This is a genomic window from Brucella rhizosphaerae (assembly GCF_002252475.1).
In the GTDB taxonomy this organism is placed as follows: domain Bacteria; phylum Pseudomonadota; class Alphaproteobacteria; order Rhizobiales; family Rhizobiaceae; genus Brucella; species Brucella rhizosphaerae.
The window spans coordinates 932,841-948,495 of the sequence record NZ_NNRK01000034.1; the positions used below are offsets into that span (position 1 = coordinate 932,841).

The following is a 15,655-nucleotide window of genomic DNA, read 5'->3' on the forward strand; positions in this document are numbered from 1 at the left end:
TACCTTTAATGGGCTGATACGCGCGCTCCGTTTCAAGCAGCTGGCAGTGCGTGAGGATATCGCGACGGCACGACCGGTTGTCCAACGTGAAACTGAAAAATCAAGCGGGGATCACAATGAAGAATGGCGCGAGCGCATTGCAGAAAGCCCTCTACAGAGCATTGAAGAACGACAACGAACTCGTTGAAACTCTTGGTGGCGAACACGTTTATGACCATGTGCCACCCAGAACACCATTTCCTTATGTCACGTTGGGTGAAACGCTGAGCAAGGACTGGAACACAGCAAGTGAGCCGGGTGGCGAACATTTTCTCAACATCCAGATATGGGCGCGCGAGGCGGGCCGCAAACATGTGCTCGATATTGCTGGCCGTATTGCCACACGGCTAGATGAGGAGCCACTCGAACTGGATGGTCATCGCGTCGTGAATCTCATGCTGACTGAAGTGTTAGCGCGCAATACCGATGGGTTCGGCGGTTATCTTGGCACCATGCGTTACCGCGCTGTGACTGAACCAGCAGACTGATGCAGAACCGCTCTGGTCGCACAGTCAACACGCATTTCCAGAAATAAGGTCGACCTTAACTCTGCTGGAAATACTCAAATCAAGGATCAATAAATGGCAGCTCAACGCGGCAAGGATATCTTGCTGAAAATCGCAGCCGGTGAAACTGCGTTTGAAACTTGCGCAGGCTTACGCACGAAGCGCATCGCCTTCAATGCCGAAACCGTTGATGTGACGGATGCCGATGCGGCTGGTCGATGGCGGCAACTACTGGCTGGAAGCGGTGTGCAGCGCGCTTCGGTCAGTGGATCAGGTATCTTCAAGGATGCAGCTTCGGATACACTGATCCGCAGTCTGTTCTTCAATGGAGAGATCCGCAACTGGCAGATTGTGCTGCCGGATTTTGGCACCATAACAGGGGCGTTTCAGATCGTAGCGCTCGAGTATGGCGGCAATCACGATGCTGAAGTCACCTTCGAGATCGCACTGGAATCGGCAGGACTGATTACTTTCGGAGAGGCGCTATGATGGTCAATCGCCATCGTGGTGAGGTTGCGGCGAAACTTGACGGCCGCGACTGGACGCTCTGTCTCACGCTAGGCGCACTTGCCGAGCTGGAAGCAGCTTTTGAAGCAGATAATCTCTCAGACCTCATCGCTCGCTTTTCGACGGGCCGACTTGCTGCTCATGATATGCAGCGCATCATTTGCGCAGGCCTGCACGGTGGTGGCCATAGTGTGAGTTACGATGATGTTGCAGAAATGCGGGCGGAAGGCGGCGCAGCCGGGTTCGCATATATCGTTTCAGCCCTTTTGACTGCAACATTCGGAAGCGCTGAAAAGCCGGAAAGCGATTCCACATCAAACCCTTGAGTGCCGCAGTTGAATCAGATCCTTCATTGAAGCCTTTTCCATGGGATGAGGTGATGCGGGCAGGGTTTGGTTTGCTGCGGCTTTCCTCAAAAGACTTCTGGGCAATGACCCCGCGTGAATTAGCAGCGGCCCTCGGTCCAGTATCGAGTAACGCATATGCCCCCTCGCGTGCGACGCTTGACGCGCTCATGCACGCATTTCCCGACAGGTAAATCACATGACAGATGAAACCGTAACCGTTTCCGTTGAGGCGGACACGAGCGCGTTCGATCGTGCTTTGACCGATCTTGAGAAGCGGTCGTCGAGCTTCGGCTCCAACCTTAGTACAGCACTCAAAAGCGCAATCGTATCCGGTAAGGGACTGGAAGATGTGCTGCGCGGTCTTGCGAGCAGTCTTGCAGGTTCGGCACTTTCTGCCGGGCTTCAGCCATTACAAAGTTTAGGCTCGTCATTGATGTCGGGTGTGATGACAGGCATCCGGGGCATTATGCCATTTGCCAAAGGTGGCGTGGTTTCTAGCCCGACTTATTTTGGCATGGGCAATGGTTCACTGGGGTTAACTGGTGAAGCCGGTGCAGAAGCCATTCTCCCACTCGCGCGTGGCGCTGACGGTCGGCTTGGAGTTGCCACGGGTGGTAACACGGGCAAACCTGTGCAGGTCGTCTTCAACATGTCCTCGCCTGATGCGTCGTCTTTCCGCAAATCTGAAGCGCAGCTTTCGACCATGCTGGCAGGTGCAGTACGTCGCGGCGCTCGGAGGTTATGAGATGAGCGCATTTCACGATGTTCGTTTTCCACTCAGCGTCTCCTTCGGTTCAACCGGAGGCCCGGAATGGCGCAATGAAATTGTCACGCTCACGTCGGGGATGGAAAAACGTAACGCGCGTTGGGCGCACTCTCGACGCCACTTCGATGCAGGAACGGGATTGCGTTCGCTTGACGATCTGAAAACTGTGCTTGCCTTCTTTGAAGCTCGACGCGGTTCGCTCCATTCATTTCGTTTCCGCGATCCGTTCGACTTCTCATCCGCTGCGGGCAGTGTGGCACCCTCGCCATTTGATCAACAGATTGGATCGGGTGACGGTATCCGCGCTCTTTTCCCGCTCATCAAACGCTATGAAACTTACGATCGTCCGATTACGCGACCCGTCAACGGATCGGTGTTGATGGGCGTCGATGGCGTGCGGCTTGCAGAAGGCGAAGCTTTTACGTTCGATAGTGCGACCGGCAACGTGACGTTTATGCCCGAATATATACCCACCGAGGGAGCCATCGTAATGGCAGGTTTTCTGTTCGATGTGCCGGTGCGCTTCGATACGGACAGGCTTATGGCCAGCATTGCGTCATTTCAGGCAGGTGAAATTCCTTCCATTCCGATCATTGAGGTCAAGGCATGATCCCTGTTCCGGCAGCGCTTGAATCACATTTGAAGGGCGAAGTCACAACCCATTGCTTTGCCTGGTTTATAAGGCGTTCAGACGGTGTTGTTCTGGGTTTCACAGACCATGATAGTACTCTGTTCCTGATGGGCATTGCCTGCGAACCACTGACCGGTCTGAACAGCAGCGAAGCTACGACCACGCTAGGGCTTTCTGTTGCGGGCGGCGAGGTCGAAGGCGCTCTGTCTTCAACACGCATCAGCGATATCGATGTTGAGCAGGGTCGCTACGACGGGGCGATCATCGAAAACTATCTGGTCAATTGGGCTAGCTCCGAACAGTACATGCTTTTGCGGCGCTGGACTGTTGGTGCGATCAGCCGATCGGGTGGTCGATTTGTCATGGAACTGAAAGGAGCTGCGGCTGCATTCGATGCCGTGTGTGGCCGCCGTGTATTGCGTCAGTGCAATGCCGTTCTGGGAGATAAACGCTGTGGTGTGAACCAAAGCGATCTTCGGTTCGCGGGTTTTGGATCAGTCATTGTTGCCGATGGAGCCGTACTGCATGTTGCAGGCCTTGAGGGATTTGCGAGTGGCTGGTTCACCGAAGGTCTTCTGACCTGGGCAAGTGGCAAAAGCCTGGGAAAGGCAATTCGTGTTCTGGGGCATAGCAGTAATAATCTACGCCTGATCGAGCCGCCTATTCTGCCGGTCGAAACCGGGGACACATTTCGCGTTGTGGCCGGCTGCGACAAGAGCTTTTCCACCTGCAAGGCTAAGTTCGGAAACGGCGCAAATTTTCGTGGCTTCCCGCATCTGCCCGGCAACGATGCAGCCTTCGCCTATGTCAATGGTGTGAACGAATATGATGGGAGTGCGCTGGTTCCATGATCATCGCAGATGCTATTTTGACAGAAGCCGAAGGTTGGATCGGCACGCCCTATCGCCATGGTGCTTCGACGCGTGGTGTGAGCTGCGATTGTCTCGGGCTGGTGCGCGGTATCTGGCGGACCCTTTACGGTAATGAACCAGAAAATTCCGGTATATACGCCCCGGACTGGGCAGAGGCTGCATCGGGTGATCCGCTTATGGAAGCAGCGAATAGGCACATGGGACTGCGTAATAGCAGTGATCCCCAGCCCGGCGACTTGTTGATCTTTCGTTGGCGCGCTGATGTTGCGGCAAAGCATCTTGGCATAATGGCGCGGGAGAACCGCTTTATCCATGCCTACGAAGGTCATCACGTGATGGCTTCTGCACTGGTGCCCCAATGGCGCAAGCGGATTGCCGGAGTTTTTATCTTCCCTGAACTGAAAGTGTAAGCAATGGCGACTATCGTTCTGCAAGCGGTCGGCGCTGCCGTCGGTGGCATTTTTGGCCCTGTCGGGGCGGCCATCGGTGCCGGACTTGGTGCAATGGGTGGCTACGCCGTCGATACGGCAATCATCAACTCGACCCGTCATATGGAGGGCGCGCGCCTCAATAGCGGCCGGATGGCGACAGCGGAAGAAGGCGCGGCACTTCCTTTCGTCTATGGCACGGCACGGCTTTCAGGCACGTTGATCTGGGCAACGCGGTTTGAGGAAAAGAAAACCACCGAACGTCAAGGCGGCAAGGGTGGTCCGAAGGTGACAACCTATAGCTATTTTGGCAATGCCGCTTATGCGGTTGCGGAAGGCGAGATTGCAGGCATACGCCGGGTCTGGGCAGACGGTCAGGAGCTTGATCTCACCGAAGTTGATATGCGTATCTATCTGGGCACGCAGGAACAACAGGCCGATCCGCTGATCGAAGCCAAGCAGGGAACAGGCAATGCGCCTGCTTATCGCGGCACCGCCTATGTCGTGTTTGAACGTATTCCGCTTGATGTGTACGGTAATCGTCTGCCGCAATTTCAGTTCGAGGTCATGCGACCAGTCGGTAAGCTCGCGCAGGGCGTTCGTGCTGTGGCGCTCATTCCGGGGTCCACCGAATTTGGCCTGTCGCCAGGCCCGGTCAGTGACCGGCCGTTTCCGGGTGAAAATCGCACACTCAATCGCAATGCAAAGCGCGGTCGCAGCGACTGGACGGTTGCCATGGATGAGTTGCAGATGCTTTGCCCGAGCCTCCGTCATGTGGCAATTGTCTTGCCGTGGTTTGGCAATGACCTGAGGGCCGGGACGTGCAGCATTCGCCCAGGCGTTACACATCAAAGTTCCTTATCGTCGAGCCAGACCTGGAAAGTTGAGAATGTCACGCGTGCCGATGCACATCTTATTTCGACCAGTGGTGAAGGCGCTGCTTATGGCGGCACACCTTCCGACCAAAGCGTAATCGATGCTATCCGAGATGCCAAAGCGCGCGGCCTTAAGGTAACGCTTTATCCGTTCATCATGATGGACGTGCCCGCCGATAATCAGTTGCCATCGCCTTATGGCGGTGTTGGGCAGTCCGTTTATCCATGGCGCGGGCGCATTACCTGCCATCCAGCAATTGGAATGGATAGCTCACCCGATAAGACGGTTGAGGCTGGAAATCAGGTCTCGGCTTTCATTAATGGAACATGGGGTTACAGGCGTTTCCTGAATCATTGTGCAAATCTGGCAAAGCAGGCCGGTGGCGTCGATGCCTTTTTGCTTGGTTCAGAACTTCGGGGTCTCACCAGTATCCGTGACAGCCGCGAAAACTTTCCATTTGTCACGCATCTCTGTTCGCTTGCCGCTGAAATGCGACAAAAGCTGGGAAGTGCCTGCCGCATAACCTACGGCGCCGACTGGACTGAATATTTTGGCTATCAGGCTCAGGATGGAACGGCTGATCTGTTTTTCAATCTCGATCCGCTGTGGTGCCATCCTGCGATAGATGCGATTGGCATCGACAATTATATGCCGCTTGCCGATTGGCGGGATAGCGATTTTGTTGGCGGTAATCCTGATGAGTTTGAATCGCCTTACGATCTTGAAGGCCTGACAGCCAGCATAGAAACAGGCGAGGGCTTCGATTGGTATTACGCGACGAATGAACATCGAGCCGCGCGCGTACGAACTCCGATCAGCGATGGGCTTGCAGGCAAGCCATGGGTCTATCGTTACAAGGACATTCGCGCGTGGTGAAGCAATCAGCATTATAATCGCATTAATGGGACGGAAGCACCGAGCCCCACTGCCTGGGCGCCCCAATCCAAGCCAATCTGGTTCACTGAACTTGGGTGCCCGGCGGTCGACAAAGGGCCTAACCAGCCCAATGTCTTCCCCGACCCGAAATCATCAGAAAATGCGACACCCTATTTTTCCAACGGTTCGCGCGCTGATATCGGCATGGACCGGTTCCTCCGGGCACATTTCAGACATTGGCCTGAAAATAATGCAGTCTCGTCTGTCTATGGCGGCTCGATGCTGGACATGGATCGCATTTATTTGTGGTCCTGGGATACGCGGCCATTTCCGGAGTTTCCGCTGAAAGGCGATGTGTGGGGAGATACGCCGAACTAGCGCCTCGGCCATTGGCTTAATGGGCGTATCAGCGGAGTTGCGCTTGATGAGTTGATAGCGGCCATACTGGCCGATTTTGGATTGCCTGAAGCGGATTGTAGCGCGGCGGATGGCTATATGACTGGCTTTGTGATTTCTGAACCATCAACGGCGCGTGGTGTGCTTGAGCCACTCATGAACGTGTTTGGCGTGCATGGGTTTGAGCAGGCGGGCCGTTTCGTGTTCCGGAGTATAGGGCGTGCTGCTTCGGCGATTGATGTGGCACATATACTGGTCGAGTCATCAGATGGCGACGCGTTGAGTTTCGTTCTCGAAGATCAGGGCGATCTGCCTTGTGTTGCCGAACTATACTGTAATGATCCGCTACGCGACTTTCAGGTGGTGGGTGCATCGGTGCGCCGCGATACAGGGCAGGGAACAGAAAGTCTGAGCATTTCCGGATCGATGGAAATGGGGCAGGCAACTGCCCTTGCAGAAAGCTGGATGGCACGCCGCTATGCTGAACGGCGAACAGCAAGTTTCTCGCTACCGTGGTCGGGCGCAGCACTGCATGTTGGTGATCGTGTCAGGCTTGATGCGCTGGGCGGCGGCCGTAACTACGTCGTGTCCTCTTTGGAAGACGGAGAAGTGCGGACCATTAAGGCCGTAGCACTTGCACCGAATATCGTGTTTGGAGACGATGGTGAAACACCGCGGCTTCCGCCTGGAACACCGGTCTCTGATATGAAGCCGCTGTTTCACCTCATTGATTTACCGCTCTGGCCGAGCGCGGAAGATCCAGCCGGTCAGTTACGCGTTGCATGTCATGCTAAACCATGGCGTGGCGTGGTGACCTGCGCGTCACCCTCTGAGGATGGCTTTGTAGAGCGCGGTTTAATCGGTGAACGCGCTGTTATGGGCGAGCTGACAACGCCTCTTAAGGGTGCTCCGAGTGGGCGTTTGATCAATCATGGCGTGATAGAGCTGGTGCTTTATTCGGGCGAATTAGGATCGAGATCATTGGCCCAAATTCTGAACGGGGCTAACACGGCAGTTTTGAAATCCCCTGATGGTCGCTGGGAAGTTTTGCAGTTTCTTGAGGCAGAGGAAATCGGACAAAACAGATGGCGATTGACGAGAATTTTGCGTGGACAACTTGGGACGGAAATATCAAGCCTGAGCGAGAAGGCGGTAGGGACCCCGTTTGTCTTGCTTGACGGTGGTGTGCAGAGCATTGGCCTGCAATCATCTGAAATCGGGCTTGAGCTCAACTGGCGCATAGGGGCCGCAGGCAAGTCATTCTCAGACGAGTTTTTTGACACGGTGAAAGCCGCAGGTGGCTTGCAGGCGCTGAGGCCTCTGAGCCCCGTACATCTCAAGAGCAAGCGGCTTGGCAATGGCGATCTGTCCGTTCATTGGGTCAGGCGCGGCCGGCTAGATGCCGATAGCTGGATGGGTGAGGATATTCCACTCGGTGAGGAGCGTGAGGCCTATCAGGTGGAGGTCTGGCAGTCCGATACGCTTGTACGGAGCGTAAGAGTTCAGACTGCATCGTGGATCTACCCGAACACAGAGCTCCTTGCTGAATTGGGCACCACAGACTTTCAAATCCGCGTTGCAATGTTGAGTGCCAAAACCGGCATGGGTGATTTCACCGTGCTCGATATGTCGAATGTTCTATAAACTTCAGAAGGGAAATTTCATGATCGAAGACAAGCCCTGGTATCTTTCTCGCACAGTCTGGGCAGGATTGGTCGCGCTGTTTTTATCGCTGGCGGGTGCATTTGGCCTGATCAGCGATACGGTCGATCCGGGGGCTCTGACTGATCTACTCCTGCAACTTGCGACCGCTATCGCTGGCCTTATTGCTGTTTTTGGTCGCATAGGGGCAACTTCGCGCATTTCATAATTTTACAAAGCGTGATAGCAAAGTTTTGAAAAGCGATATGATCTCGGAATGTTGACGGATGTTCCAGATAATATTATGCATGAAAACAACAGTTTAGAATGGCTTCGGTCTCGCAGGCGGGAGAGGGGCTATTTTATGAGCTTAATTTCCTTTGTGTCGAGAAGCAGGGCGTATTGTTCATGCATCGTTCAGCTGAGAGGCGCTATATAAGGGACATGATGAAACAGAACCCTGCTCTCAAAATTTTCGCGCTTCTGGCCGTTAGCATTGGTCTGTTGCCGGTCAGTGCCGGTGCCTTGCCACTTGCAACGCCCCAGAAGTCTAATCTTCTGATTGCCGCTGCTGGCGATTGTGCGGCGGTTGGCGAACAAGTTGCTGCCTCACAGGGCGGCCAGTTGGCGAAGGCGACACCGACCACACAGAATGGCCGTGCCATGTGTGTTGTCGTGGTGCTTGTACCTGGCCGTGATGGCGAACGCCCGCGCCGTGTAGAAGTAGCCGTCCCCGCACAGTAATGCGTCCCTGCGAGGAGCCTCAAACTTGCGTATCCTGATCGTTGAAGACGACAAGGACCTGAACAGGCAACTCTCGGATGCGATGGTTGCCACGGGTTATGTCGTCGATAGTGCTTTTGACGGCGAAGAAGGTCATCATCTGGGCGATACCGAGCCCTACGACGCTGTGATCCTCGATATTGGCCTTCCGCAAATGGACGGCATCAGTGTGGTCGAGCGCTGGCGAAGCAGCGGACGGACCATGCCGGTTCTGATGCTGACGGCCCGTGATCGCTGGAGTGACAAAGTTGCCGGTATCGATGCGGGTGCCGATGATTATGTCGCTAAGCCTTTTCATATCGAAGAAGTTCTGGCTCGTTTGCGCGCATTGATCCGCCGAGCTGCTGGCCATGCTTCGTCTGAACTGGTTTGTGGTTCGCTGCACCTTGATACCAAGACGTCAAAAGCCAGCGTTGATGGCGTTGCGTTGAAGCTGACTTCGCACGAATATCGTCTGCTCTCCTACCTCATGCATCACATGGACGAGGTTGTTTCACGGACAGAACTGGTTGAGCATCTCTACGATCAGGACTTTGACCGTGATTCTAACACGATCGAAGTTTTCGTTGGACGTCTGCGCAAGAAGATGGGCGTCGATCTCATCGAAACTGTGCGCGGCATGGGTTATCGCATTCGCTCGGAAGGGCAGGATGAGACGAAAGGGAGCGGGAACTGAAGCTTTTTAGCATTTTCCCCCCTTTGCGTTCTCTTGCGATACGCGTCGTCACTCTTTCGACGCTCTGGGTCATTCTGGCGCTTGTCGTTGTGGCGACTCTTATCAGCACCCTTTACGGCGATGCGGCACGCAACAATTTTGAGCGGCTTCTGACAGCGCATTTGTTCAGTCTTGTAGGTGCAGTCAGTATATCGCCGGACGGCACTCTTCAAGGGCGTCCTGAACTTGGAGAACTGCGCTATTCCAGTCCACTTTCCGGTTGGTACTGGTCTGTTGACCCCGTTTCGTCAAACATCAACGGCAAATTGCAATCGCTATCCACTGCGGGGCGGATTGTGCCTGATCTGCCGGTAAATCAAGCGCCGTTCGACAGTTCGTTCATGCGCAGCTATACGCTGCCGGGGTTGAATGGCGAAGAACTCTACATTGTCGAAACGGAAGTCGTTCTCGATAATGATAACCGCGTTGCGCGCTTCCGTGTGATGGGGAACCTGAGTGAAGTCATGAATGAAATCGATGCCTTCAGAAGCAAGCTTGCTCTTTATCTGGCGATTTTTGGACTTGGCAGTGTCTTCATCAATGCAGGCATTATTCTCTTTGGTTTGCGTCCACTCGATAAGGTCCGTCTGGCTTTGACTGATATTCGCGAAGGGCGATCAGCGAAACTCGACACATCGCTGCCTATTGAAATTGCACCACTTGCAAGTGAGATGAATGCGCTGATTGAAAACAACCGCCGCATTGTTGAGCGTTCACGCACACAGGTCGGCAATCTTGCCCACTCGTTGAAGACGCCTCTTTCAGTCTTGACCAATGAAGCACGGGCAATGGGCGGCGAGCAGGGCCGGGTTGTACTTGAACAGAGCGAAGCCATGCAAGTGCAGATACAGCATTATCTGCAACGAGCTCGCATCGCTGCGCAACGAGACAGCGTCGTATTCAGAACTCAGGTCACTCCAGTGCTTGAGCGGATGGAACGTGTGACTGTGAAGCTTAACCCTGCTTTCAGAATCACATTCAGGAATGTGCTCCCGGGCGCCGTTTTCGCAGGCGAAAAAGAAGATCTGGAAGAGATTGTCGGTAATCTGCTCGAAAACGCAGGTAAATGGGGGCGTAGACACATTGAGATCGTTTTGCGACCAGCCGCTGATGCACAGCGCCAGTTTGAGATTCTGATAGAGGATGACGGCCCGGGCCTTGCTCCTGATAAGATCGAACAAGCGTTAAAACGTGGTAATCGGGTCGATGAGACTAAGCCGGGCACTGGGCTTGGGTTGGCAATCGTACAGGACACGGTGCGTGAATATGGCGGCGCCTTGCATCTGGGCAAGAGTAACTTGGGCGGGCTTCAAGTGCGTGTTGTGTTGCCGCTGACTGAAGATTGATGGTTGTTTTTGCCACGGGGCGAACTAGAAGGTAAGACTTATTAGCTGCATCCTACGATAGTATGCATGCTCATTTTTTATGAAGGCCGGTTTGTTATGATAATGGTATCAAGGTTTTCTGCTCCTCTTCTGATCGCTTCAATGGCGTTCGTGCTTTCGGCCTGCGGGACATCCGGTGGTGGAAAAGGTTTGGGACTGACTTCGCTTGGTGGGTCATCGTCATCGGCAGAAACGCGTCCGAATCTCCTGGCACCGCTCGGCAACGGCCTTTTGGGCAGTTCGGCAGGGCAGTTGACTACCGGTGACCGTAAGAAGGCCCTGGAAGCAGAATACCGAGCGCTTGAATACTCGCCTGCTGGCAAAGCCGTCTCGTGGAGTGGCAGTGGGTCGACATCTGGCGATGTCACTGCGGCACAGCCCTATCAGGTGGGTTCGCAGAATTGTCGCCAATATACGCACACCTTCACCATCGCGGATTCACTGCAAACTGCACGCGGTACTGCGTGCCGTAATACGGATGGAAGCTGGACGCCGCTGAACTGATTGCTCCAGGCATTTGCGGCGAATTGCCCTAGTCTGTAACTTCCGGCAGGTTACTGTTGGTTTTTACCTCGGCTGAGACTAAGTCTCAGCCATGGAATTCTGGTTGACTGCCGCACTGCTGACCCTTGCAGCCACATTGACTGTTTTGTTGCCGCTGACACGGAACAAGCAGGAATTTTTGCCCCCTGAAAAGAACGATCTGGAAGTGTATCGCGACCAGTTGCGCGAGGTTGAGGCGGATGCCGCACGCGGTATGATCGACGCTCCCAGTGCTGAACAGGCTCGTATCGAAATTTCCCGCCGCATTCTTAATGCCGAAAAAGCCAGTGCGGAATCAGTAGCCAATATACGGAAAGCTCGATCCGGGCGCATGCTGGCTCTCGCAGCGGTGCTGGCCGTTCCGTTGATCGCTTGGGGCGTGTACCCACTTTTCGGCGCGCCTGACACACCGTCAATGCCACTGGCCGCGCGTCTGGCGAATAGTCCGCAGAATAGCTCAGTTGATGAACTGATTGCCCGTGCCGAAGCGCATCTTGCACAAAACCCCGGCGACGCTCGCGGGTGGGATGTATTGGCACCCATATATCTGCGGATTGGCCGTGGTGCTGATGCAGTCAATGCCTATCGTTCTGCAATTCGTCTTGAAGGTGAAAACTTCCAGCGTATTCTTGGCTTGGGCGAAGCCTTGATCGCGGTATCCGGTGGACCAATCACTGCCGAGGCGGAAGGCTTGTTTGAAAAAGCGGCCTTGCTGGAACCTGAAGACATCCGGCCGCAGTATTATCTCGCCCAGGGTGAGATGCAGGATGGCAATGCGGACGGCGCAATAAAGAGACTACAGACCGTCCTCGATAAAGCGCCTGATGATGCTCCATGGCGCAAACAGGTTGAAGAGACCATTGCACGTATTCGTGGAGTTGCTCCGCAAGCGCCAACGGCCGGTCCTACCACAGAGGATGTCGATGCTGCCGCTTCCATGAGCCCTGAAGATCGCCAAGCCATGGTTGAAGGTATGGTTCAACGTTTGGATGAAAGTCTTCGCGAAAATGGCGGGGATATCGATGGCTGGAAGCGTCTTGTGCGCTCCTATATGATCCTTAATCGCCGGGATGACGCACTTGATGCGTTAAAACGTGGGGTTGAGGCGCTGGATGGTGAAAAGCGGGCTGAGCTGACAGGCTTTGCCGCAGAACTGGGTCTGAAAGCAGGGAGCGCAACACAATGAGTGCGACTGCAGAAAACAATGGACGCAACGCGAAGCCGGTAGGCAGTTTTGCCCGTACGGTTAGTCAGCGAAAGCGTAAGCGCCTGATGTTGATCGGCGGTGCTTTGGCTGTTCTCGCTGTCGCGGTTGGCCTCATGCTCATGGCTTTTAATCAGGATATTCGATTTTTCCGAACACCTGCCGATTTGACCGAACAGGAAATCACCTCGGGTGCCCGGTTTCGTTTGGGTGGCCTTGTTGAAGAGGGTTCTGTGATGCGAGAGGGCAGCGAGTTACGCTTTACTGTCACCGACACAATCAAAACGGTCAATGTCGTCTTCGAAGGGATTGCGCCCGATCTGTTCCGTGAAGGACAGGGTGTTGTCGCGGAAGGGCGCTTTGGTCCTGACGGCGTGTTTCGTGCCGATAATGTGCTGGCCAAGCACGATGAAAACTATGTCCCTAAAGATCTCGCAGACAGCCTGAAAAAGAAGGGCGTGTGGGAAGGTAAATGATGGGAATCGGGCCAGTAATCGGAATTGGAACTGGAAAAAGCCTATGAATGTCGAGATTGGTCATTTCGCGCTTGTTCTGGCGCTGGCTCTGTCAGTTGTTCAGTCTATCGCGCCAGTCGTTGGTGCGCACCGTAGAGACATGCAATTGATGGGCGTTGCGGTGCCAACGGCGCTCGCAGTCTTCGCTTTGATTGCATTCTCTTTCATAGTGCTGACCTTGGCCTATGTCGTCTCTGACTTTTCTGTCCTTAACGTGGTTGAGAACTCGCATTCGCAGAAGCCGATGCTGTATAAGATCACCGGCGTTTGGGGCAATCATGAAGGCTCCATGTTGTTATGGGTGCTGATTCTCAGCTTCTTCAGTGCGCTGGTTGCAGCTTTTTCCGGAAATTTGCCGGAAACTCTCCGCGCGAATGTTTTAGGTGTTCAGGGTTGGATCGGAACGGCCTTTCTGGCTTTCATCATTTTCACATCCAATCCATTCACGCGCATTATTCCTGCACCGATTGAAGGCGGCGATCTGAACCCGATCCTTCAGGATATCGGTCTCGCGATCCATCCGCCGTTGCTTTATCTCGGTTATGTCGGCTTCTCTGTTTGCTTTTCCTTTGCCGTGGCGGCTCTGATTGAAGGGCGTCTCGATGCCGCCTGGGCGCGCTGGGTTCGCCCTTGGGCATTGGTGGCCTGGATGTTCCTGACCGGCGGCATCGCAATGGGCTCATACTGGGCTTACTATGAGCTCGGCTGGGGCGGCTGGTGGTTTTGGGATCCGGTCGAAAACGCATCTTTTATGCCATGGCTGGTCGGAACAGCGCTGTTGCATTCTGCAATTGTCATGGAAAAGCGTTCGGCTCTCAAAATCTGGACTGTACTACTTGCGATCCTGACCTTTTCACTCTCGCTGTTGGGCACCTTTTTGGTTCGCTCCGGCGTGCTGACATCTGTGCATAGTTTCGCGACCGATCCGGGACGCGGACTTTTTATTCTGGCTATTCTCGCCATCTTTATCGGTGGTTCGCTGTCGCTTTTCGCTCTGCGTGTTCAGAGCCTTTCGTCGGGTGGATTGTTTCAGCCGATTTCGCGCGAAGGTGCCCTGGTTTTCAACAATCTCTTCCTGACGACAGCCGCTGCGACCGTTCTTATCGGCACGCTTTATCCGTTGCTGTTGGAAGTCCTGACCGGTGACAAGATTTCGGTCGGGGCGCCATTTTTCAACATGACATTCGGGCCGCTGATGATTCCGCTGCTGTTCGCCGTACCTTTTGGTCCGCTGCTCGCCTGGAAGCGGGGGGATCTCTATGGTGTTGCACAAAGACTGATGACAGCATTCGCATTGTCATTGATTACCGTGGGTATTGTGATCTGGCGAAGCGAAGCGCACTCCGTGCTTGCAGCCCTCGGCATTGGTCTTGCTGTATGGTTGATCCTGGGTAGCCTGACCGACCTCTGGTTGAAGGCAGGTATTGGTAAGGTTCCCGCGAGCAAAGTGTTGCCGCGCTTTAAAGGGCTGCCACGTTCAGTCTTCGGGACAGCGCTTGCACATATGGGCGTTGGCGTAACGTTGCTCGGCATCATAAGCGTTACGACATATGGTACGGAAAGCGTGTTGCTGATGCGCCCGGGCGAGACGACAAAAGTCGCAGATTATTCGCTGCGCTTTGAAGGACTGCGTCCTTTGACCGGTTCCAACTTCACGGAAAATCGCGGCACGTTTACCCTTCTGGATTCGTCAAATCGCAACCTGGGTGTGATCGAGCCTTCCAAGCGATTTTTCCCGGCCCGTCAAATGCCGACGACTGAATCAGGCATCCGGACGCTTTGGTTCAGTCAGGTTTATGTGGCTCTGGGTGACGAACCTGGCAATGGTTCTATCGTTGTGCGTGTTTGGTGGAAACCAGACGTCACGCTCATCTGGTATGGCGCGCTGATCATGATGATAGGGGCGATCTTCTCTCTCGCGGACCGCCGCTTGCGTGTTGGCGCTCCATCAAAGGCACGCAAGGTCGCATCGAAAGAAGCAGAGGCGACGGCATGAGAATAGGCAAATGTCTTTCCATGCTTTTTCTCGGATTGTCGCTGGTGTTTAACGGTTCGGCCGCGCTGGCTGTCAATCCGGATGAAGTACTTTCCGATCCGCAGCTGGAAAGGCGCGCACGACAAATATCGGCGGAACTCCGATGCATGGTCTGCCAGAACGAATCGATTGACGATTCCAATGCGGAGCTTGCGCGCGACCTGCGTATTCTTGTGCGCGAGCGCCTGACTTCCGGCGATTCTGACAAGCAGGTGATGGATTTCGTCGTGGACCGGTATGGCGAATTCGTTTTGCTGAAGCCTCGGTTCAATGCGCAGACGGCACTTCTTTGGGGTTTCCCGGTGCTGATTCTTTTGATTGGCGGTATTGCTCTGGTCATTGCCTTCCGCAGGCGCAATACAGCGACTGAAGTCCAAAAACCGCTGTCGGAACGAGAAAAAGCCGAGCTTTCGAGGCTTCTCGACGATAAGTAAGCCATTATTCTGCTCTGATTTTCTTCTCAAACCTTACAAAACTTTCATCTTCCGGAAATTGAGCGGTAAGGTAGTCCGAACTATCTTGAGCTCTATAAAGGATTACAGGTCCAGATTTGCCTTGGTGGGAATTCTTGGTCCTGGATTGCTGCTCGT

At 54.3% G+C, this 15,655-nt stretch carries 17 protein-coding genes and 1 pseudogene; all 18 read left to right on the top strand.

What is annotated here, in order from left to right; translation table 11 throughout:
* The first annotated feature begins 116 nt into the window (after nucleotides 1-116).
* The 18 genes and pseudogenes from CEV32_RS21565 to CEV32_RS21650 all read left to right on the top strand — a co-directional run bounded on the left by CEV32_RS21565 (nucleotide 117) and on the right by CEV32_RS21650 (nucleotide 15,499).
* Entirely contained in the window at nucleotides 117-527 is a 411-nt protein-coding gene (locus CEV32_RS21565) for a DUF3168 domain-containing protein (RefSeq protein ID WP_094579113.1), read from the top strand.
* Nucleotides 528-620: 93 nt separating this feature from the next.
* Nucleotides 621-1,034, top strand: a complete 414-nt coding sequence (locus CEV32_RS21570) for a phage major tail protein, TP901-1 family (protein WP_094579114.1) — start codon at nucleotides 621-623, stop codon at nucleotides 1,032-1,034.
* Entirely contained in the window at nucleotides 1,031-1,378 is a 348-nt protein-coding gene (locus CEV32_RS21575) for a gene transfer agent family protein (protein ID WP_235818856.1), read from the top strand. Before CEV32_RS21570 ends, CEV32_RS21575 begins: the two co-directional genes overlap by 4 nt.
* Before the next feature lie 26 nt (nucleotides 1,379-1,404).
* Entirely contained in the window at nucleotides 1,405-1,590 is a 186-nt protein-coding gene (locus CEV32_RS21580; RefSeq protein WP_094579213.1) for a rcc01693 family protein, read from the top strand.
* Nucleotides 1,591-1,595: 5 nt separating this feature from the next.
* Nucleotides 1,596-2,144 (top strand): phage tail tape measure protein, encoded by a 549-nt coding sequence (locus tag CEV32_RS21585; protein WP_094579115.1) that lies wholly within the window; start codon nucleotides 1,596-1,598, stop codon nucleotides 2,142-2,144.
* Nucleotide 2,145: 1 nt separating this feature from the next.
* Entirely contained in the window at nucleotides 2,146-2,775 is a 630-nt protein-coding gene (locus CEV32_RS21590) for a TIGR02217 family protein (RefSeq protein ID WP_094579116.1), read from the top strand.
* The gene (locus CEV32_RS21595; RefSeq protein ID WP_094579117.1) at nucleotides 2,772-3,647 is read left to right on the top strand and encodes a DUF2163 domain-containing protein; all 876 of its coding nucleotides are present in this window, start codon (nucleotides 2,772-2,774) and stop codon (nucleotides 3,645-3,647) included. The genes CEV32_RS21590 and CEV32_RS21595 overlap by 4 nt, the downstream gene beginning before the upstream one ends.
* On the top strand, nucleotides 3,644-4,078 hold the full coding sequence (locus CEV32_RS21600) for a C40 family peptidase (protein WP_094579118.1): 435 nt from the start codon (nucleotides 3,644-3,646) through the stop codon (nucleotides 4,076-4,078). The genes CEV32_RS21595 and CEV32_RS21600 overlap by 4 nt, the downstream gene beginning before the upstream one ends.
* A 3-nt stretch (nucleotides 4,079-4,081) precedes the next feature.
* Nucleotides 4,082-7,888 (top strand): annotated as a pseudogene (locus CEV32_RS21605) (baseplate multidomain protein megatron).
* A gap of 19 nt (nucleotides 7,889-7,907) precedes the next feature.
* A complete protein-coding gene (locus tag CEV32_RS21610) occupies nucleotides 7,908-8,114 on the top strand; it encodes a hypothetical protein (protein WP_094579119.1) in 207 nt (68 codons plus the stop codon).
* Nucleotides 8,115-8,332: 218 nt separating this feature from the next.
* On the top strand, nucleotides 8,333-8,629 hold the full coding sequence (locus tag CEV32_RS21615; protein WP_094579214.1) for a hypothetical protein: 297 nt from the start codon (nucleotides 8,333-8,335) through the stop codon (nucleotides 8,627-8,629).
* 25 nt (nucleotides 8,630-8,654) lie between these two features.
* Nucleotides 8,655-9,344 carry a response regulator transcription factor gene (locus CEV32_RS21620; RefSeq protein ID WP_094579120.1) on the top strand — a complete coding sequence of 230 codons (690 nt, stop codon included), beginning with the start codon at nucleotides 8,655-8,657 and terminating at the stop codon, nucleotides 9,342-9,344.
* A 74-nt stretch (nucleotides 9,345-9,418) separates the two neighbouring features.
* Nucleotides 9,419-10,729, top strand: coding sequence for an ATP-binding protein (locus tag CEV32_RS21625; protein ID WP_094579215.1), 1,311 nt, complete (start codon nucleotides 9,419-9,421; stop codon nucleotides 10,727-10,729).
* A gap of 96 nt (nucleotides 10,730-10,825) precedes the next feature.
* Nucleotides 10,826-11,272 (top strand): hypothetical protein, encoded by a 447-nt coding sequence (locus CEV32_RS21630; RefSeq protein ID WP_094579216.1) that lies wholly within the window; start codon nucleotides 10,826-10,828, stop codon nucleotides 11,270-11,272.
* A 91-nt stretch (nucleotides 11,273-11,363) separates the two neighbouring features.
* Nucleotides 11,364-12,497 (top strand): c-type cytochrome biogenesis protein CcmI, encoded by a 1,134-nt coding sequence (gene ccmI, locus CEV32_RS21635; RefSeq protein ID WP_094579121.1) that lies wholly within the window; start codon nucleotides 11,364-11,366, stop codon nucleotides 12,495-12,497.
* Nucleotides 12,494-12,991, top strand: coding sequence for a cytochrome c maturation protein CcmE (gene ccmE, locus CEV32_RS21640; RefSeq protein ID WP_094579122.1), 498 nt, complete (start codon nucleotides 12,494-12,496; stop codon nucleotides 12,989-12,991). The genes ccmI and ccmE overlap by 4 nt, the downstream gene beginning before the upstream one ends.
* 43 nt (nucleotides 12,992-13,034) lie before the next feature.
* Complete coding sequence (locus tag CEV32_RS21645; RefSeq protein WP_094579123.1) at nucleotides 13,035-15,026, top strand: heme lyase CcmF/NrfE family subunit; 1,992 nt, start codon at nucleotides 13,035-13,037, stop codon at nucleotides 15,024-15,026.
* Nucleotides 15,023-15,499, top strand: a complete 477-nt coding sequence (locus tag CEV32_RS21650) for a cytochrome c-type biogenesis protein (RefSeq protein ID WP_094579124.1) — start codon at nucleotides 15,023-15,025, stop codon at nucleotides 15,497-15,499. The genes CEV32_RS21645 and CEV32_RS21650 overlap by 4 nt, the downstream gene beginning before the upstream one ends.
* Nucleotides 15,500-15,655 lie beyond the last annotated feature (156 nt).

Bases quoted from the DNA above. Each gene is read 5' to 3' on its own strand.
- CEV32_RS21585 (WP_094579115.1), top strand. From the start codon at position 1,596: ATGACAGATGAAACCGTAACCGTTTCCGTTGAGGCGGACACGAGCGCG.
- CEV32_RS21590 (WP_094579116.1), top strand. From the start codon at position 2,146: ATGAGCGCATTTCACGATGTTCGTTTTCCACTCAGCGTCTCCTTCGGT.
- CEV32_RS21645 (WP_094579123.1), top strand. From the start codon at position 13,035: ATGAATGTCGAGATTGGTCATTTCGCGCTTGTTCTGGCGCTGGCTCTG.
- CEV32_RS21600 (WP_094579118.1), top strand. From the start codon at position 3,644: ATGATCATCGCAGATGCTATTTTGACAGAAGCCGAAGGTTGGATCGGC.
- CEV32_RS21595 (WP_094579117.1), top strand. From the start codon at position 2,772: ATGATCCCTGTTCCGGCAGCGCTTGAATCACATTTGAAGGGCGAAGTC.
- CEV32_RS21650 (WP_094579124.1), top strand. From the start codon at position 15,023: ATGAGAATAGGCAAATGTCTTTCCATGCTTTTTCTCGGATTGTCGCTG.
- CEV32_RS21565 (WP_094579113.1), top strand. From the start codon at position 117: ATGAAGAATGGCGCGAGCGCATTGCAGAAAGCCCTCTACAGAGCATTG.
- ccmE (WP_094579122.1), top strand. From the start codon at position 12,494: ATGAGTGCGACTGCAGAAAACAATGGACGCAACGCGAAGCCGGTAGGC.
- CEV32_RS21575 (WP_235818856.1), top strand. From the start codon at position 1,031: ATGATGGTCAATCGCCATCGTGGTGAGGTTGCGGCGAAACTTGACGGC.
- ccmI (WP_094579121.1), top strand. From the start codon at position 11,364: ATGGAATTCTGGTTGACTGCCGCACTGCTGACCCTTGCAGCCACATTG.
- CEV32_RS21570 (WP_094579114.1), top strand. From the start codon at position 621: ATGGCAGCTCAACGCGGCAAGGATATCTTGCTGAAAATCGCAGCCGGT.
- CEV32_RS21615 (WP_094579214.1), top strand. From the start codon at position 8,333: ATGAAACAGAACCCTGCTCTCAAAATTTTCGCGCTTCTGGCCGTTAGC.
- CEV32_RS21610 (WP_094579119.1), top strand. From the start codon at position 7,908: ATGATCGAAGACAAGCCCTGGTATCTTTCTCGCACAGTCTGGGCAGGA.
- CEV32_RS21630 (WP_094579216.1), top strand. From the start codon at position 10,826: ATGATAATGGTATCAAGGTTTTCTGCTCCTCTTCTGATCGCTTCAATG.